We start from the raw sequence: 19,395 nt of genomic DNA, 5'->3' as shown, positions 1-19,395 counted from the left end.
ACTCAATCTGAGACTTATCTGTAACGCCCTGTGAACAAAATAATAGATAGAAGGAGGAGGATATGGCTCGCATGAAAGGCATCAGCCGGCGTGAGTTCCTTCGGCTGACAAGTATGGCTGGCGGCGCCCTGACCTTCGCGCGGTTTCCACAGGTCTCTGCGCCGACCGCTAAGCGAACCCTCAAGAAACAAGCCAAGACCATCAACGTTCTTGTCGTTGGTGACCCCTTCCAATTCGCTCTGGACAAAGTACTCGATCAATTTACTGAGAAGACCGGCATCAGCGTAAACCTGGAGAACCTGTCATACGATGCTCTGCAGGCACGCCTGATCACCTCGTTCGTCAGCCAAACGCCCGATGCTGATGTGGTAACTGTCGACCAGATGTGGGTCAGCCAGTACGCCGACAATGGCTGGATCATCCCACTTGACGACTACGCGAAGGCTGACTCCGATACGCAGATCGACGACTTCATCCCTCAGGTGCTGCATTCGCTCAATACCTGGCGCGGTCGCCTGTGGACGCTGCCTATCGGTGCTTATGGCCAGGGCGTGATCTTCCGCACGGACCTGCTCGAGGCTGCTGGCCTGCCAATGCCGCCCAAGACACCCGCAGAAGCAGGTGAGTGGACCTGGGCGCGCTATATGGAGTACATCAACACCCTCAATGGGATGACCATGGGGGACAAGAGGATGTACGGCACGGTCGTCTGTGGCGCCCAACCGATCCCCATCGTCCACATGTACACGCAGCTGGCCGCCAGCTACGGTACGCGCTGGTTCGCCAGCTTCCCGGAGGTGAACGAGAACGGCGTCTGGGACTTCACCACGACGATCAATTCTGAGGCCAATAAGGCAGCGCTGGCTGATTACAAGAAGCTCTATGACGCCTCGCCGCCTGAAGCGATCAACTATGTCTGGTTCGACGCCGGCACGCGCTTCTCGCAGGGCGATATTGGCATGTTCTACTGGTGGACGCCCTACTTCTACCTGGTCAAGAACAGCGGTTACATGACCGGCACACCGTCCGAGATCATCGACAAGTACGATGTCGGCGTGCTGCCCACCCTGGAAGCTGGCGGCCAGCAGGTGGTCAGCCTGGGTGGCTGGAGCCTGGGCATCCCCAGATATTCCGACAATCAGGACGAAGCCTGGCAATTCGTCAAGTGGGCTACCAGCTTCGAAGGCCAGAAGGCCATGGCGCTGGTGCCAGACTACAACTACCAGTTCAGCGACTTCGGTCGTCTATCACTCTACCAGGACCCCGAGTTGCAGGCTATCTATCCATATCTGCCTGCCCAGCTGGAGATCATGCGCCAGGGCAATGGCAAGATCCCGCGCCCGCCCATCCCGATCTATACCTCGCTGGAAGGCGTCTACGGCTTGCAGCTTAACCGCGTGCTCAGCGGCGAGGCCTCACCGGAAGAGGCCCTGGCCACCACCGAGGTCCTGTTCAACAACATTCTGGCCGGGAACCAGTACGTGCCCAACTACCTGCTGGGGAGCTACGACGACACGCTGGAGAACACCATCGCGTTGATCGAGTCGCTCAAGGCATAGTCCTGGCTGTACAACCATCAGCGGGGAGGCGTTCTGCCACGCCTCCCCGCACAGTGGCCGTCCCTGCCATTCTATCTCACCCGCCGCGTGCCAACCGAAAGGAAGCGATGGCGTGCGCAAGCGTTTACCCCGCCAGCCGTTGCCCTACCTGATGCTGGCCCCGTCTGTGATTGTGCTGTTTTCTCTGATCATCTACCCTATGGGTTTTGCCCTGGTCAACAGCTTCTACTTCTGGAACCTGCAGACCAGCCCATCCCCCGTGCAATTCATCGGCCTGAGCAATTACCAGATGGTGTTCCAGATCACGCCCTTCATAGATTCGCTCAGGAATACCCTCATTCTATCCATCGGCGGGACCTTCATTGAGTTCTGGTTTGGTATGGGGATCGCGCTGTTGCTCAACAGCCAGTTGCGGGGCATGACCATCGCCCGCACCATTTTGATCATGCCCACGACTGTCGCCCCGATTGTGGTAGGCTTTCTATTCCGCTACATGTTCTATGAAGGCAGCGGCCTGTTCTCCTGGCTGTTGACCAGCCTGGGCTTCGCTGTACCGGAGCGCGGGCTGCTGGGTAGTTCGCAGACTGCCCTGGCCAGCATCGCTGTCGCTGACATCTGGGAGTGGACGCCATTCTTCGCCATTGTGCTGTATGCCGGTTTGCTGTCTGTCCCGGAGGAGATCGTTGACGCAGCACGCGTAGACGGGGCCAGCAGAGTTCAGATGTTCTGGCGAATAATCCTGCCGCTCATCAAGCCCACCGCCGTGATCATCATCATGATTCGCTTCATGCAGCTCTTTAACATGTTTGACCTGGTTTTTGTGCTGACTCGCGGCGGTCCCGGCACTGCCTCCAGAACGCTGAGCTACAACCTGTACTATGAAGGGCTGGTCAACTACAACATTGGCCTGGCTGCGGCCATGACCTGGTTAATTGTGGTGATCGTGACCATCATCATCAACGTGTACATCCTCATTGCCTTCAAAGACTGGGAGTGGTAGATGCGCACTTCAATACAGCAAAAACTGCTCGTTTATCTGGCGCTGCTTCCGGTCCTGCTCTTTTTCATTGGCCCCATTCTGTGGTTCCTTGCCCTGGCGTTGCGCCCCCCGGAAACCGCCTTTACCGTGCCGCCGCAGTTCATCTTCACGCCAACTTTGAAGGCATTTGAGTATACATTTCTTGAGCCAGGCAATAACCGGAACCAACTACTTAATAGCGTCATTGTCAGCAGCGGGGCAACCCTGCTGAGCCTGCCCTTTTCAGTATCGGCGGCGTATGCGCTATCGCGCTTCCAGTTACGGGCCAAGCGTTTCCTGATGCTCTGGTATATCAGCCTGTTGATGGCCCCACCCATTGTCTTTCTGATCCCCTACTTCGTGGTGATGGCCCGTCTGGGCTGGGTAGGTACCCATGCCAGCATGATTATCGTGCTGCAAACCATTACTATTCCGTTCTCGATCTGGTTGCTCAAGAGCTTCTTTGATGAAGTCCCCGACGAACTGGAAGAAGCCGCTCTGGTTGACGGCGCCAACCGCCTGCAGGCCCTGCTGCGTATCACCCTGCCCCTGGCGTTGCCAGGTATCATCGTCACTTCCATGTTTGCCTTCGTTTTTAGCTGGAACAATACGGTCTTCCCGCTGGTGCTGAGTAACCAGCGCACCGCTACCTTGCCGCTGGGGACACTCAGTTACTTTGCCACAACCGGCGTCACCTGGAACTACATCGCCGCAACAGCGATTGTCACGATGATTCCGCCGATGATCATCTTTCTGCTTCTTGGTCGCTACATTGTGCGTGGTCTTACTTTCGGCGCTGTCAAGGGCTGAGCAGCCCAAGAAAGGATTGTCTCTATGAATCAGGTCGGTTTCGGTGTCATCGGGGTGGGCATCTTTGGCGAGCTTCACGCCATGACCTACAGTCGTCTACCAGACGCCAGGCTGGTCGCAGTCTGTGATCTTAACGAGCAGAGAGCTGCAGAAGTCGCCCGGAAGTATGGCGCCAGCGCCTACACGACTGATTACCACGAACTGCTGGCTAATCCGGAGATCAAGGCAGTCTCGATCGCCACGCCAGACTTTGCGCATCGGGACATTGCCGTCGCCGCCGCCCGGGCCGGCAAGCATATCCTGGTCGAAAAACCCCTGGCCACCACCGTTGAAGATGCTGAGGCCATCCTGGCCGCCGTCAAAGACGCTGGCGTTAAGTTGATGGTTGATTTTCACAACCGCTGTAACCCGGCCTTCACCAATGCCAAACAGGCTATTCAGGCTGGCGATGTTGGCCGCCCGGTGTATGTCTACGCTCGCTTGAGTAACACCACATATGTGGCCACGCAGATGCTGAGCTGGGGCAGCCGGACTTCGGCGCTGTGGTTCCTGGGCAGCCATGTGATGGATCTCGTGCACTGGCTGCTGGAAGATGAGCCAAAGCGTGTCTATGCGGTCACCCGATCGGGTATCCTGAAAGCAAAAGGCATAGATACCCAGGACTTCCACATTGCCATTGTTGAGTTCAAGGGTGGCGCTGTGGCTACCCTGGAGAACGCCTGGATCTTGCCAGAGACAGAGCCGATGGTCTTCAATTTCAAGTTCGAATTACTTGGAAGTGCGGGATCGATTTACGCCAATACCTCTGACCACCGGGCTACGGAGAAGTACACCGCCACCACCAGCTCGCTTCCTGACGTGCTGGGCGTCATCCCCACCAGCCCGCTGCGCATCGGGGGATTCGTCCTGGAAGCAATCGGCCAGTTTGTGGACGCCGTTGTCCATGACCGCCCGGTGCTGGCGACAGGCGAAGATGGCCTGCTGGTGACACGCGTTCTGCGCGCGATCATCCAGTCAACAGAAACCGGCCTGCCCGTCGATCTGTAATCGTCTGTGCTCTGATGGCCGGGGCGGAACCACAATCTGCCCCGGCCACAGAGTACCGCTGCGGCGAACCGGGCTTTGCCGGCCCGGAGCGAACAGGCCGTGCGGCATTCGGGCAGCAGACTGACCTTCAGGCTGCTTTCATGTCCTGGCGGCAACCTCGCCGCCTGCCAGTCGACACGCCAGTTCGACCAGCTTCTCCCCGCTATCAGCAGCAACAAGGGCGACAGTGGACTCATATCCACGGTGGGCCTGCGGCGTTGGGACATAGCCGATGTAGTCATTCGCATAACCGGCGACCAGTACATGGTATGGGGCCAGCGCCTGGCGCGTCGCCTGTCCAAACTCCACGAACATCTCCCCCGGATAGCCAACCGTCAACACCCGGCCCAGCTTGAGCACCTGCACTTCAGTCCACACATGATCCGGCCCTTGCCGGTCGGCCGCCAGCGCCACCTGTAAGCCTTCGATCTCCGCCTCAACCGGACGCCTCTCTGCAGGAGGCGATGTTGCCAGATCGGCCAGCCTCCTTTCAGCACTGGTCAGCCGCTGTTGCAGGGCATCCCGACTTTCGGCGGGTTGTAACGACAGGCGCACCAGCTCTCGCCCTGCCCTGACCGGATAGCCAATTTCCAGGCTCTTTCGTTCAGCGGCAATGGCATCGGCCACGCTGATAGCCAGCCGCTGTACCTCCGCAAATGTCGCCTCCCGACGGGTGAAGCGCGTGCTGATATCCCCCGCAGCACCAGCCAGCCCAACCACCACGCTGCCACCCCAGCGCTTTTCCAGAATGTGACAGACTTCCCCGATCAGATCACCGGAGTAAGCCAGATTTCCCGGCCCCAGAACTGTTGAATGGATAGCCAGGCTGAAAACCGCTGCAACAACCTCATCATCCCGGTTGACAGCCACGACAAAAGGGATTTCCGGATCGTAAGGTCCATTGGCCGCAATCCGGTTGCGGGCGACATCCTCAGCGTGTCCGCTGCCGCTGTACAGGCGGACGGGCGCCAGGTGAGCCAGCGCCAGCACAGCGGCCTGTACCAGCGCCGCCTGCGCCTGGCTCCGCAGGGCAGGATTCGGCGTGCCCAGGTAAAGAGCCGAAGCGCGATCCAGATCGAAGCGGGCGATACCCGCCGGAGCCGAATGCGTGTGTGTGGCGGCGACCATAACAGTTTCCGAACGAATCGCGCTGGCGGCGGCAATCCTGTCCCTGACGCCGGCCACGAACTCGGCATCAACGCACAGGATATCGACGCTGAGCAGACAGACCATCTCCAGCCCATCACTGGCCACCAAAGCCCGTGCATACAGCGGATCATGGATGGCGGTAGCTCCCCCGACCCGGTTCAGATACCCGGCCAGCGGCAGGCCTATAGGCATCGGGAGAGGCACACGCGCTGCACCGACCGATAGCATATTCGCGCCTTTGCTTGACAGGCCCTCAGGATACTCCTTATAGTATAGATCAGATCACCTGATGACATGAATCCATATGGGCAAATCCGCAATGGCTGGCTCACGACGCCATAACAGCCTGACCGATCAGGTCGTGGCTGATCTGCTGGAATTAATCCGGGCCGAACACTACCAGCCCGGTCAACGATTGCCGCCGGTAGACAGGCTGGTGGAACAGATGGAAGTGGGCCGCAGTACCGTCCGCGAAGCTTTGCGACTCCTGCAGGCGCGGGGAGTCGTGGAGATCGCGCATGGCCGCGGGATATTCGTCTCCGATCCGCGTGTCACGCGGGTCACCGGTGCCCTGTACGGATTCACCGATATTCTGCGCCAGCGTGGTCTTATAGGCCGTTCCCAGGTCCTTGATGCCCAAATCATGCCCGCTGATCGCGAAACCGCCAGAGCTTTGCAGGTGCGACGGAACGCCCCGGTTAACCTGCTCAAGCGTCTGCGCTTTGTAGGAGATGTACCGATCGGCCTGGAAACCTCCCTGACTGTGCATGCCCGCTTCCCTGATCTGCTGCAACTGGACTGGACTCCGGAGACTTCTCTGTACGCGCTGCTGCAATCTCGCTATGGCGTGATTCCGACCACCGCCACCCAGCGCGTCAGCGCCACCCTGATCGGCGAAGAAGAAAGCCGGTTGCTGAACGTTGCACCCAACAGCCCCGCCCTGCTGGTCAAAACCATCGCCTACGATCAAGAGGGCAAGCCTTTTGAGTGCGGTTATTCACGGTATTGCGGGGAGCGCTACGATTACTACGTGCATCTGAAGAGAGAATAATCCATGGCGGACGAACTGGTGCTCGCTGTCGATGGCGGCCAATCCCGAACGCTGGCGCTCATTGCCACGCTCGATGGGCGAGTTCTGGGCGCCGGACTGGGCGGCCCGGCCAACCATGTCCACGAGCCGGGGGGCATGGCCCGCATGACTCGCGCCCTGCAGGAAGCGATCAGCGGAGCCTTCCAGCAGGCCGGGCTGGCGGCCGATCGGGTCAGCAGCGCCTGGTTCGGGATGACCGGCGGTGCTGAAGTCGTTCCCGGAATCGTGCGGGAATTCCTTGTCTGCGACCGACTCCGTGCCGACGACGATACGGTCACTGCACTGGCCGGCGCCAGCCTCGCCCGGCCCGGTGTTGTCGTGATCGCCGGAACCGGCGCAGTCGCTTACGGGCAAACTGCAGACGGCCGGCGGGCTAGAAGCGGCGGCTGGGGGTACCTGATGGGCGACGAAGGCAGCGCCTACGACCTCGGAATCCAGGCCCTGCGGGCTGCTACCCAGGCCGCCGATGGGCGGGGCGCGCCCACCATGCTGATGGACGCTGTTCCGGGGTACTTTGGCGCTGGCGACCTGCACGCACTCCACACGTTGATCTACAGCGGCGCCGTCAGCCGTCCGCAGATCGCCGCCCTGGCCAGGGTTGTGTCACAGGCGGCTGCCGATGGTGATGGCGTCGCCAGGATGCTGCTGGCTGAAGCCGGGCAGGCCCTTGCCCGCGCAGCCCTGGCGGTGCTGGCCCGGTTGGAGATGCTTGAGAGTGGGATGGCGGTCTACCCGACCGGCGGGGTCTTCCAGGCTGGCCCGTTGCTTCTGGAACCCTTTGCGGCGTCCCTGCGTGATGCGTCACCGTGTTCCAGCGTCCGGCAGGCGGCTTTCGCGCCAGTGGTCGGAGCGTTGCTGCTGGCGCTTCAGCAGGCCGGTGTCAGCATCAGCGGGACAACCATTGAGGCGATCCGGGCCAGCCTGCCCGCTGCTGCGCGTTCAAAGAGCGATACGGAGTAGATTGGAGGTGCCGGGAACCCTTCAAGCAACTGCACAGATGCTCTGTCCACGTATACCGCAGAAGTCCGTTAGCTAAAGGAGGAGTGCCTTATGTTCCGTCGATTGGTTCTTGCTGCAGTCGCCCTTCTTCTGATCGCAGCGATGGTGCCAACCGTCTATGGCCAGGGAGGCCCCGTCACCGTCAAGCTGTGGATGCATGTCCATCCGCCGCGGGTTCCGCTGGATGAAGAACTGATCGCCCAGTTTGAAGCGGAAAATCCCGATATCAACGTGGAATACACCACCATCCCTGACCAGGAATGGGATACCGCCCTGGCGACCGCGCTGGCGGGCGGCGGTGGCCCGGACCTGTTCAACCAGGCGACCTTTGCCATCGGTGATTTCTACAACCAGGGCATCCTGGCGCCGGTTGATCCGGTCGCCGCGGGCTACGCCGATCAGCAGGCCATCTTTGACGCCTACGCTTTCGGTGAGTCCCTGCTGGCCGGCGCAGTGTTCGATGGCGTGCTGTATGGGCTGCCCACCGAACTGAGCGCTTACGGCTGCTACGCGAACAACGATCTCTTTGAGGCAGCCGGGCTTGACCCGGTGGCCGACTTCCCCAAGACCTGGGAAGAGATGAGAGAAGTCGCCGAGAAGCTGACCATCCGTGACGAGAGCGGCGCCCTGGTTCAGCGCGGCTTCGACTTCATCTGGAGCAACTCGATCTTCATGCTGCTGATCTTCAACCCGATGGTTCAACAGCTCGGCAGCGACATGATCGACGAGGTCAATCTTGTAGCGCACATCGACACGCCGGAAGTCCGGCAGGTGATGAGCTACTGGAATGACTGGGTCAACACCTGGAAGCTGGGCGGCCCGCAATATGAGTTCACACGCAACGCGTTCCTGGCTGGCAACCTGGCGATGGACTGCGACATGGGCAACTGGGGTGTGCCACAGGTGGAGGAGGCTGGCATCAACTACACGCTCCATCCACAACCGCGCTGGGCCAATGCCGTCAGCAACAATGCCATGGCCAACTACGCCTACTTCTTCATGGTGAACGCGAACGCCGCGCCGGAAGTGCAGACTGCTGCCTGGAAGCTGGCCGGCTTCCTGACTTCAGAGCCGCAGCGGTACTTCGATGTCGCCGGCCTGTTCCAGTCCAAGAAGGACTTTGTGGAATCCGAGTACTTCCAGCAAAACGAGATCATGCCCACCTTCCTGGCGGACATGGGCGTCAGCAAGTACCATCCGCGCATCCCGGCCTTCTTCGAAGTCACGGATGCGCTGATGCGTGGGCGTGACCGGATCATTGTCGGCGGCGAAAGCATGGATGTCGTACTGCCCGAAATGGAGCAGGAAGTCAACGACATTCTGGCCCGCGCTGCCGGTCGATAATCGATGCCGTGTTTGCCGGGGGTGGGCTACCGCCCACCCCCGGCCTTGTTCCGGACACAACGCTCGGCATTATTCAGGGAGAGAGTACCTTGTTCTCAGCGTTACGTAGCCTGGGTAGAGGTTCTTCCGTCCAGCGGCGGCAGGTCTGGGGGTTGATCTTCGTACTGCCCACGGTGATCTTCTTCATCATCTTTTTCCTATACCCCATCGTCAGCGGTCTGCTGTTCAGCCTGACCGATTTCACCCTGCTGCGCCCGCCGGTCTGGGTCGGGCTGCAGAATTACCAGGACCTGCTGAAGGACCGGCTGTTTCTAAAGTCGTTGAGCGTCACCATGGGGTATGTGGTTGGCACCACGGTCCCGGTCTGGGTGCTATCGTTGCTGGCCGCGCTGTTGTTCTACCAGCGCTTTCCGGGTCGCGAATTCACCAAAACGTTGTTCTTCACGCCAGTGCTGCCGTCCCTGATCGTTGTGGCGATCGTGTGGCGAATCCTGATGCAACCCAACGGGCTGTTGACGCAGTTGACCCGGCCCTTCACCGGGCTGGGGGAAGTCAACTGGCTGAGCAGACCTGACCTGTCGCCCATCTCGATGATTATCATCAACGACTGGACAACTATCCCTTTCTATATGCTGATCTGGCTGGCCGGACTGACGGGAATCCCAAGCGAGCTACGTGACGCAGCGCTGGTCGACGGGGCAAACCGGGTTCAGTCATTCCTGCACGTGGAGCTACCACTGTTGCGTCCGACGGCTGTATTTGTGGCAGCGATATCCTCGATCAACGCTTTTCAGGCATTTACCCTGCAATGGGCCATATCGCCAGGGCGCGGTGGACCGATTGACGTCAATACCACGATGGGCTTGCTGATCTGGAAATACGGGTTCCAGTTCTACCGCATGGGCGACGCTGCAGCGGTCTCGGTAGTGCTCTTCGCTATGATCCTGCTGGTAACCGTCCTCCAGCTGGGTTTGAGCCGGGGCGAGCAGTACTCACTTGAGTAGGAGCACAAGGATTATGACCAGACTGACCCCCGTCGCAACGCTTTCGTCCCAACCAACGCTTTCCCTGCGGCTCGCGCACTGGTGGGATGATCTCCGGCGGCACCCGCAGCGTATCCTGCTGGTGTTATTGGCGATCTTCGTGGCCGCGGTATTCGCGCTGCCGCTGTACTTCATGGTCAGCAGCAGCTTCAAGGCGGATCAGGAGGTGCTCGCCTCGCCGGTGCACTGGGTCCCGCAGGACTTCCAGGGGCTGACCAACTTCCAGCGAGCCTTCGCCGAGATTCCCCTCGCCCGCTACTTCTTCAACAGCTTCCTGATGGCAGGCATCGACGTCGTCGTGACGGTGATCTTCTCAGCACTGGCAGGGTACGGGTTCGCCAAGTTTGATTTTCCGGGCAAGCGGTTGTGCTTCCTGTTCGTACTCAGCACGATCATGGTGCCCTTCCAGATCCTGCTGGTTCCGCTGTTCATTCAGATTCACTCCATGGGCTGGGACGACACCTATGCCGGCCTGATCATCCCCGGAATCATGAACGCCTTTGGCGTCTTCATGATGCGCCAGTTTGCCTACGCCATCCCGAACGAATTACTGGATGCAGCCCGCATGGACGGGGCCAGCGAGGTGCGGATCTTCTGGCAAATTGTCTTCCCCCTGCTGTCATCGGCGTCGGCCAGCCTGGCGGTGATCATCTTCCTCTTCAGCTGGAACAACTTTCTCTGGCCCCTGATCGTGATCAAGAGTGAGGCGATCACCACGGTGCCCGTGGGCATCACGGTTTTCACCCAGCCCCATTCCGCACAGCCCCAGTGGGCCGTCGCTATGGCCGTTTCCACCCTGGCTACCCTGCCGATCCTGGTCCTGTTCATCTTCTTCCAGCGCTATTTCATCGAGGGTTTTGTGCTCTCCGGTCTAAAAGGTTAACCGGCCTACCATCAGAGGTTCCCTAGCGATGTCCGAAAAGTCACCCCTCCTTCCTTACGAATGGCCCGGCAGCTACTACATTGGCGAAGAGGAAATCGAGGCGGTCACCAGAGTGCTGCTGGCCCGCAGCCCTTTCCGCTTCTATGGGCCTGACCTGCAGCATTACGTCGACCAGCTTGAAGATGCCTACCGCAAGCGGCTGGGACGCGCCCACGCCCTGGCGGTCAACAGTGGCACGGCAGCCCTGTCGATTGCCCTGAGCGCTATGGATGTCGGCCCCGGCGACGAGGTACTCCTGCCGGGCTATCTGTGGGTATCGTGCATCTCTGCGGTGGTACGCGCCGGGGCTATCCCTCGTCTGGTCGATATCGATGACACCTTTTTCATGGACCCTGACGACCTGGAGCGCAAGATCACCCCGCACTCTAAAGTCGTGATGGCGATCAACATGAGCGGCACGACCGGCCATATCGATCGGGTGGTCGAGATCGCCCATGCCCATAACCTGCTTGTCCTGGAAGATACTGCCCAGGCCAATGGCGCGTCCTTCCGCGGGCGACCACTGGGCAGTTTTGGCGACATGGCGATCTTCAGCTTCCAGCTCAACAAAAACATGACCGCCGGAGAAGGCGGGATGATCGTGTGCGATGATCCAATCCTCTATGATCGGGCGGTGGCATTCCATGATCTGGGCTACCCGCGCAACGCGCAGGGCCGACTGGTTACCGACCAGCCGGAATACCAGCTGTGGGGTCAGGGTAGCCGCATGAATGAACTGAGTGCGGCGATGCTGGTGGCCCAGGAGCGCAAGCTGGACACAATCACAGCAGCCATGCGCCGGTTGAACCATCGACTGTATGCTGGCCTTGCCGGCATTGCTGGCCTGCGGCCCCGCCGCGTACTTGACCCGGCAGGCGACAGCGGGCCGTTCGTGTTGCTGATCTGGCCTGATGCAGAAACCTGCCAGCGGATGGTCGCGGCGACTCGCGCCGCTGGCGTGGTCACCGGCCCGCTGGGCATCAACAACATCCCCATGACAGAGTGGGGACTGCACCTCTACTACAACAACGTCAGCCTGACCCAGAAGCGCGGCGTCAATTCTGCCGGACGGCCGTGGTCCGATCCTGCCAACGCTTTTGCCGCCGGGTACACCTACGGACGGGGCACGCTGAAGCAGGCCGACGACCTGTTCAGCCGCACCAGCCTGCTGAGCGTACCGCCAGCCCTGACCGACGAAGCCTGCGACCACCTGATCGCCATCTTCCGCCAGGCAGCGGCGGATCTGGGGTTGTAAAGCGCCGGGCCAGCGTCCAGCAGGCGGAAACGCCCAGTTAGCGCATATGTGGAGGGGAACCATGTTCAAAGCTGGCGCAGCAGAAGTGTGCATCACGCCACCGATCGGGGTGGAACTGGCGGGTTACGGGCCGAACCTGCAGCGCTACTCGACCGACATTCACGACCACCTGATGGGCCAGGCATTGGTCATGGATGACGGCCAGACGCGGGTGGCCATCGTAACCTGCGACCTGATCGCCCTGTCAGAGGCATTTGTCCGGCAGGTGCGGCAGCTTGTCCACAGGCGCACAGGTATTCCCCCGGCGCAGGTGATGGTCGCCTGTATTCATAGCCACACTGCCCCCACCACCCAGCAGTTCCAGAGCTGGGGATCGCCGGATCGCAGCTACGTGCGGATGGCCGCCCGGCATCTGGCCGGGGCGGTTGTGGCGGCAACGCTCAAGCTGCAACCCGCCCATCTGAGCTTTGGCCGGGGGCGCCACGAGGCGCTGGCCTGGAACCGTACCGGAGACGGCGTCGTGGACCCGACGGTGGAAGTCCTGCGGGTGGAAAGCGCCGCAGGGGAACCACTGGCGCTGCTGGTGCATTATGCCTGTCACCCGGTCATCCTGGGGCCAAAACCGATCATTTCGGCGGATTATCCCGGCGCACTCCGGCAGCACCTGGCGCAGCGCTATCCTGGCGCGGTCGTCCTGTTCGTCAACGGCGCCTGCGGCGACATCGATCCGGTCACCAACCGGGAGGTGTGGGGCCAGGGTACGTTCGACGATGTCGATGCCGCCGGGGCGGGCCTGACTGAAGCAGCGTGGATCGCCGCCAGCAAGGCCACTCCCGTCGAGCCGCCCCGGATTGCGGTGCGGCAGGGTGCGCTGAAAATGGCCTATGCGGTGCCTTCACTGGAAGAAGTGCGTGCGCAGATCGCCCATTTCCAGGCGGAAGCCCGGCAGCTTGGCAGGCAACCGGAACGGTTTGAGGAAGTCACCGGTGAGGTGAAAATGCCGCGCTTCTGGCTGGGTTACTACCGCAGCCTGGAACGCCGCCTGCTCGCCAACGACCTGCCCGCCCACAGCCAGGCGGAATTGCAGGCGTTCTGCCTGGGCGAGCAGGGAGTCCTGCTTGCTGTCCCCGCCGAGGTCTACACAGCTGAGGGCATGACCATCCGCGCTGAGGCACCGTTCGAGCACACCCTGCTGGCCTGCTACGCTAATGGCATCGTCGGCTACATCCCTCCGGCCCGTGAATTTGCGCGGGGAGGGTATGCAGCCAGGCTGGCGGCAGCGGTCTACGGCGGCGCGCCCTTCCAGCCGGATATTGCCGAGCGGCTGGTCAGGTCAGCTCTGGCACTGGTACGCGCCTGACCCCTGGCTGAGAGCCAACCAGTCGACATCCGGTCAGGCGATCTGGCGCAAAAGATTCCTGACAGATTCCCCTGTCCGAATCGGAGCAGGCATGGGATACTCTGAGCAATAACGCTTCTGGAAAAGGGGGATTACATGGCTAACATCGTTTACTGGGGATCGCCCCGGCAGGTACAACTGGACAGCGCGGAAACCCTACCGGCCAAACTGGACCTCATCCTGGAGCAACTCAAGCTACGCGAGCGGGTGCGCGGCAAGCGCGTGGCGATCAAGATGCACCTGGGAGGCAATGTCGGTTACTCTATGGTGCATCCGGTCTTTGTGCGGCGGGTGGTGCAGGCAGTGCTGGATGGCGGCGGTAAGCCGTTTGTCACCGATCTGCCCCACGCGGTCGCGGACGCACACACCCGCGGCTATACGGCGGAAACGCTGGGTTGTCCGTTGTATCCCAGCACCGGCCTCGATGAGAAGTGGGTCGAGCGGATCCCCTACCATTACCGCAACGTGACTGAATTCCTCCTGGGCGGCGCGATCAAGGAGGCCGACTTCCTGATCGACCTGGCGCATGTCAAGGGTCACCCGGATTCAGGCTGGGGTGCGGCCCTCAAAAACTTAGCCCTGGGCTGCTTCGCCGGCAAGACGCGCAGCGCGATGCACGACACCTGCCATTTTGACGCATACTTCCACAAGGAGCTTTGCCCGGACGAGGCGACCCGCATCGCCATCAAAGAGTCCTGTCCCTATGGCGCAATTGTGGACGACAAGCAAGACCCCGGAGCGTTGCACCTGCACTACAACCAGTGTAATCAGTGCATGCGCTGCCAGGCCGTCGCCAAGGGCGCCTTTGAGATCAAGCGCAGCAACTTCCTGGCCTTCCTGGAAGTCTGCGTAATTGCGGCCAAGCTGGTGCTGGATACCTTCGAGCCAGGCCAGGCGGTATTCATCAACCTGGCGACCCAGATGACCCCGGTATGCGACTGCTTCGGATTCACCGGCCTGCCGGTGTTGCCGGACGCTGGCGTCTTTGGCTCCGACGATCTGGTGGCGCTGGAGCAAGCCACGCTGGATATGCTGGCCAAGACGCCGATCATCGAGGAGAACCTGCCGGGCATGATGGAGATCGTCACCCGGGAAGGCCACCCCTTCCAGCACATCCACGGCCCATACAAAGACGTATACGCCCAGGTGGCGATGGCCGAGGCCATGGGTCTGGGTAGTCGCGAGTACACGCTGGTCGACGTTATGCCGGTCAGGGAGCCGGACTTCAAGCGGGTGACCTACATCCCAGCCGCGCCGAAGTAGGTGGCAGGCCCGCCAGGGGAAGTCAGGCCGGGCGCAACTGAAAACGGCATCGCCGACGGCATCGCCAGCAGGCGATGCCGTTTGTTTTTGTGGGGAATGCTGGCAGTACCCAGCGCACCAACCCGCGAAATCCTGGCAAGGCTCCCTCCGTGTCCCCCTCAACACCTCTAATATAAAACGTTTTCCGAATTGCTTGACATCACACCAAAATCTTCCTACACTACAGATAGTAAATCGATTTATGGTTCAACCTCCCTGGCGAAGATGACCATGAGTCGCAAGCGTTCCGCCAACGCCGTCACCATACACGATGTCGCCCAGCTGGCTGAGGTATCCCCGGCCACCGTCTCCAAAGTCATCAATGACGTGCCCTATGTCAGCGAAGAGACACGGCAACGGGTGCTGGCGGCGATCGACAAGCTGAACTACCGCCCGAATGTAATCGCCCGCAGTCTGCGCAAGAGCCACACGGCGACCATCGGGTTGATCACCGACGACCTTGAGGGTGTCTTCACCATGGCCATGATGCGCAGCATCGAGGAAGTGGCCAGTACCCAGGGGTTCAGCGTTTTTCTCTGCAATAGCTATGGTGAAATGTCCCGCGAACGCGCTCACCTGGAAGTTCTGCTGGCCAAGCAGGTCAGCGGCGTCATCCTGATGAGCGGTTACAAGGTCCGCGAACGGGGCGCGCCAGCGCTGGAACTAGGCCGCGTGCCGGTCGTCTACCTGTATCAGTACACCAGAGATGTCGACGTGCCCTGCATCATCCCGGATGACCTGGGCGGCGGAGCGCTGGGCACCCGGCACCTGCTGGACCTGGGCAGGCGGCGTATCGGGTTCATCAACGGGCCGCTGCACTTCGAAGCCAGCCAGCAACGCCTGATTGGCTACCAGCAGGCCCTCAGAAACCACGGCATCCCATTTGACCCGGCACTGGTGCGAACAGGCAAGTGGAACGAACAGAGCGGTTACGAACTGGCCCACGAGTTGATGGCGCTGCCGCAGCCGCCTGACGCGATCTTCTGCGCCAGTGATAGCCTGGCCGCCGGCGCACTGGATGCCCTGCACGAACTCGGACTGCGCATCCCGCAGGATGTAGCGGTTGTCGGCTTTGACAACCGCTACTTCTCCGGCTATCAACGCCCGCCCCTGACGACCGTCGCCCTGCCCCTTTACGAAATGGGGTCGCTGGCCGGCGAACTGCTGCTAAAGGCCATTCAGGGGGAACCACCCCACCGTGTCATTCACCGCGTGCCCTGCACGCTGGTTAAGCGTCTCTCCTGTGGAGCGCCGCCGGATTGACCGGCAGGCGCTGTGGAAAGAAGACTGGCCGTGACTGTTTACGATCTCAGTTACGATCCCCGCGATCCGTACTTCGACCTGCCGGGCCTGCCGGGCGCCCAGTGGAGCGTCCAGATTTTCACGACCCGCAACCTGTACGGACTGGCCCCGGCCCAGATCAGGCTTACTGAGGATGGGCAATCCCTGCATCTGGTATGTGATGGGCTGAGCTGGGGCGGGCAACAGCAACGCGCCCATGGCCGCGTCGAAGTCTACCTTACCCGCCAGGATGGCGCGTGGAACTGGCGGATTTCCGCCCGGCACACCGAGCCGCTCAAGGTCGTCAAGCTGTTGCTGCGGGGGTTGCCGGAGAAGGCGCTGGCCGCGGGCTGGTGGCAGCCCACCTCGGCGGCCAGGGAAACTCGCGAGGCAGATAACCCGCAGCCCACCCAGGCCAGTTTCGGGGCTGATCAGATCAGCGAAGCCAATGAGGTCTGGCGAACCACGCCGTTGCGGCCTCTGCGCTGGCGCTATCCATGGCCGGAATGGTTGACGCCCTGGGCCTGCGCCGGCGAAACCGACGACCAGGGGTTTGTCTGCGTCAGCATCCGCGATCCGGAAGTCCGTGCCAAACGGCTATACGTTCACCAGCCGCCATACAATCACCAGCGACCCATCGTCGAACTGATCTTTGAGGAAGACGCTGCCCGCTGGGGCGACCGGATCGATACGCCCGACATGCGCCTGCGCGTATGCGACACCTTTGCGGAAGTCGAAGCCGACTTTGAGGGACATCTGGCGTTTCTTGAAAGCGCCTATGGCCTGCAACGCTGGGAAACCCGGCCAGACGTCCCGGCCTGGATGCGGGATATCCGGCTGGTACTGAACCTGCACGGCCAGCACTGGACGGGGTATGTCTTCAACACCTTCGCCCGGATGGCGGAAACCCTGCGCTTCGTCACCCGGCACATCCCCGGCGAGCACATCCTGGCTTATATCCCCGGCTGGGAAGGACGCTACTACTACGCCTATCCCAATTACCGACCCGGCCCCGACCTGGGCGGGGAGGCAGCCTTCCGCCAGCTCATAGAAACAGCCCGTGAACTGGGCGTCAAAGTCATGCCCATGTTCGGGATGCACGGGGCCAACATTCAGGTCTACCCGGACTGGGAGCGTTCCGCCTTCCGCAGCCGCACTGATTCGTACATCAAGCTGGTGAATTGCCCGGACTGGGACACCGATCGGTTTGGTGAGGAAGATCAGGTCTTCCTGAACCCTGGCGAGCCGGTCTTTCGCCAGCATCTGCTGGAACAGGTCAGCGCGGTAGTACACGACTACAATGTGCCGGGCGTCTTCCTGGATACATCCGCTTGCTGGTTCAACGATCCCCGCTACAACCTCTACGACGGCTACCGGATGTTGATTGCGGAGTTGCACCAGCGGCATCCGGGCCTGCTGATTGCTGGCGAGGGCTGGTGGGATGCGCTGCTGGCCCTGTTGCCGGTTAACCAGAGCTGGCTCGGTGTCGATCGGCAGTATCGTTTTCCGCAGCTGCTGACCCGTTACGCACGGGCGCTAGGACACCTTGCCGAAGGAGCGCCCGGCCCGGTCAGCACCGGCGTTCACGAGCGCGGCTTCACCTTTGCCCCGATGCGCGAACCGACCTTCGGCCATATTCGCGCCCTGGGCATCGTGGATGACACCCTGGAGCGCTACCGTGACGAAGTCGTCCGGGTTTGCCGCGCCATAGCAGAGGGTAGTCACGATGGTTAATGGCCCCGGCCAGCCCGACCATCGCGAAAAGAACGTTAGTTGAGTGATAAGGAGAGTGGAAAATGAAACGCCTGTCCCGCCATGCCAGAGTCGTCGCCGTGCTGGCGATCCTCCTGGCCACCCTTGCGTTGTCCCTGCCGTCCTCAGCCCAGGAGCCGGTGACCATCGCCTTCTGGTCGCGTGACTCAGCCGCAGCACTCGTGCAGTCCCTGGCTGACGCCTGGAACGCCTCCCACGACAACCAGATCGAAGTCACCCTGATCCCGGCTGCGGAATACATCACCAAGCTGGGGACTGCCATCGCGGCTGGCGAGCCGCCGGATCTGCTGGCCATCGACCTGATCTACGTGCCACAGTTCGCCGCTGCCGGGCAGTTAACCGAGATCAGCGAGCTTGCTGCCGGGCTGCCGTTCTTTGATACCCTCAGCCCTTCGCATATCCGTCTGGCTACCTATGAAGACGGCCTGTACGCCCTGCCGTTCAACGCGGAAGCCTCGGTGCTGCTGTACAACAAGGACCTGTTCCGGCAAGCCGGCCTGGACCCTGAGCAGCCACCGACTAACTGGCAGGAGATCTACGACGCTGCAGTAGCCATCTCCGCCCTGGGTGAGGATATCGATGGTTTCTACTTCTCCGGCGCCTGCGCAGGCTGCAACGCCTTCACCTTCCTGCCCCTGATCTGGGCCAGCGGTGGTGATGTCCTCAATGAAGACGCCACCGAAGCGACACTGACCGATCCGATGGTCAAGGCAGCGCTGGAGTTCTACCATCAGATGTGGACTGAGGGGCTGATGCCAGAGACCGCCCTGGTTGACGCCGGCGCAGAATTCCTGAGCGCGTTCTTCTCCGGCAAGATCGGGATGATGGGTTCTGGCGCGTTCTCGATCAGCACCCTGAAGAACGAACATCCAGAGATCGACTTTGGCATCACCTTCCTGCCCGGCAAGGAAGGGGGCGTCTCCTCCTTCGCCGGTGGCGACTCGATTGGCATTCCTGCCGGTTCGAAGTATCCTGAGGAAGCATTCGAGTTTATCGAGTGGGTGCTCTCAGACGAAGTTCAGCTTGAGATGTTCGCCCGGACGGCTTCCCTGCCGGTTCGCACCGACCTGGCGGAGAACAAGTACTTTGAAGAGGACCCGCGCCTGACCACCAACGCCCAGGCGATGGCGCTTGGCCGGACGCCCTACAGCCTGGTCTACAACCAGCTCTTTAACGACTCCAATGGCCCCTGGCTGGCGATGATCCAGCAGGCAGTCTTTGACGGCCAGATCGACGAGGCCATTGCGTATGCTCAGCAGCAGTTCACGGAGATCATGGCTCAGGTCCAGGATTAGCCCGGCCCCGCTGCTCGACCTTTAAGAACGCAACTGGGTTTGGCCGCCTTTGGGGGTCAAACCCAGTTGC

At 61.0% G+C, this 19,395-nt stretch carries 16 protein-coding genes; 15 read left to right on the top strand and 1 reads right to left on the bottom strand.

What is annotated here, in order from left to right; genetic code table 11:
* The first annotated feature begins 62 nt into the window (after positions 1–62).
* The 4 genes from HPY64_11210 to HPY64_11195 all read left to right on the top strand — a co-directional run bounded on the left by HPY64_11210 (position 63) and on the right by HPY64_11195 (position 4,434).
* Positions 63–1,559: an extracellular solute-binding protein gene (locus HPY64_11210; GenBank protein ID NPV67704.1), complete on the top strand. Its 1,497-nt coding sequence runs from the start codon at positions 63–65 to the stop codon at positions 1,557–1,559.
* A 151-nt stretch (positions 1,560–1,710) separates the two neighbouring features.
* A complete protein-coding gene (locus HPY64_11205) occupies positions 1,711–2,559 on the top strand; it encodes a sugar ABC transporter permease (GenBank protein NPV67703.1) in 849 nt (282 codons plus the stop codon).
* On the top strand, positions 2,560–3,387 hold the full coding sequence (locus HPY64_11200; protein ID NPV67702.1) for a carbohydrate ABC transporter permease: 828 nt from the start codon (positions 2,560–2,562) through the stop codon (positions 3,385–3,387). It abuts the gene before it with no gap.
* A 24-nt stretch (positions 3,388–3,411) separates the two neighbouring features.
* The gene (locus HPY64_11195) at positions 3,412–4,434 is read left to right on the top strand and encodes a Gfo/Idh/MocA family oxidoreductase (GenBank protein NPV67701.1); all 1,023 of its coding nucleotides are present in this window, start codon (positions 3,412–3,414) and stop codon (positions 4,432–4,434) included.
* A 138-nt stretch (positions 4,435–4,572) separates the two neighbouring features.
* Here HPY64_11195 and HPY64_11190 read toward each other — a convergent pair whose 3' ends face one another.
* Positions 4,573–5,814, bottom strand: a complete 1,242-nt coding sequence (locus tag HPY64_11190; protein NPV67700.1) for a hypothetical protein — start codon at positions 5,812–5,814, stop codon at positions 4,573–4,575.
* A gap of 127 nt (positions 5,815–5,941) precedes the next feature.
* Between HPY64_11190 and HPY64_11185 the strand changes: the two genes are divergently transcribed.
* The 11 genes from HPY64_11185 (at position 5,942) to HPY64_11135 (ending at position 19,325) form a co-directional block, all read left to right on the top strand.
* A complete protein-coding gene (locus HPY64_11185) occupies positions 5,942–6,673 on the top strand; it encodes a GntR family transcriptional regulator (protein ID NPV67699.1) in 732 nt (243 codons plus the stop codon).
* A gap of 3 nt (positions 6,674–6,676) precedes the next feature.
* Positions 6,677–7,672, top strand: coding sequence for an ATPase (locus tag HPY64_11180; GenBank protein ID NPV67698.1), 996 nt, complete (start codon positions 6,677–6,679; stop codon positions 7,670–7,672).
* A 90-nt stretch (positions 7,673–7,762) separates the two neighbouring features.
* Positions 7,763–9,055 (top strand): extracellular solute-binding protein, encoded by a 1,293-nt coding sequence (locus HPY64_11175; protein NPV67697.1) that lies wholly within the window; start codon positions 7,763–7,765, stop codon positions 9,053–9,055.
* 89 nt (positions 9,056–9,144) lie between these two features.
* Entirely contained in the window at positions 9,145–10,059 is a 915-nt protein-coding gene (locus HPY64_11170) for a sugar ABC transporter permease (GenBank protein ID NPV67696.1), read from the top strand.
* A gap of 13 nt (positions 10,060–10,072) precedes the next feature.
* On the top strand, positions 10,073–10,981 hold the full coding sequence (locus HPY64_11165) for a carbohydrate ABC transporter permease (protein ID NPV67695.1): 909 nt from the start codon (positions 10,073–10,075) through the stop codon (positions 10,979–10,981).
* A gap of 28 nt (positions 10,982–11,009) precedes the next feature.
* The gene (locus HPY64_11160) at positions 11,010–12,275 is read left to right on the top strand and encodes a DegT/DnrJ/EryC1/StrS family aminotransferase (GenBank protein ID NPV67694.1); all 1,266 of its coding nucleotides are present in this window, start codon (positions 11,010–11,012) and stop codon (positions 12,273–12,275) included.
* 61 nt (positions 12,276–12,336) lie between these two features.
* Complete coding sequence (locus HPY64_11155; protein NPV67693.1) at positions 12,337–13,635, top strand: hypothetical protein; 1,299 nt, start codon at positions 12,337–12,339, stop codon at positions 13,633–13,635.
* Between the two features lie 135 nt (positions 13,636–13,770).
* Complete coding sequence (locus tag HPY64_11150; protein NPV67692.1) at positions 13,771–14,937, top strand: DUF362 domain-containing protein; 1,167 nt, start codon at positions 13,771–13,773, stop codon at positions 14,935–14,937.
* A gap of 270 nt (positions 14,938–15,207) precedes the next feature.
* A complete protein-coding gene (locus HPY64_11145; protein NPV67691.1) occupies positions 15,208–16,239 on the top strand; it encodes a LacI family DNA-binding transcriptional regulator in 1,032 nt (343 codons plus the stop codon).
* A gap of 30 nt (positions 16,240–16,269) precedes the next feature.
* Positions 16,270–17,991 (top strand): hypothetical protein, encoded by a 1,722-nt coding sequence (locus HPY64_11140; GenBank protein NPV67690.1) that lies wholly within the window; start codon positions 16,270–16,272, stop codon positions 17,989–17,991.
* Positions 17,992–18,053: 62 nt separating this feature from the next.
* Positions 18,054–19,325: a sugar ABC transporter substrate-binding protein gene (locus HPY64_11135; protein NPV67689.1), complete on the top strand. Its 1,272-nt coding sequence runs from the start codon at positions 18,054–18,056 to the stop codon at positions 19,323–19,325.
* Positions 19,326–19,395: the final 70 nt, after the last annotated feature.

It is taken from the genome of Anaerolineae bacterium, assembly GCA_013178165.1.
Classification (GTDB): Bacteria; Chloroflexota; Anaerolineae; order Aggregatilineales; family Ch27; genus Ch27.
Note: the sequence above shows the minus strand (reverse complement) of the source record. Positions and strands in the feature narration are given on the sequence as shown.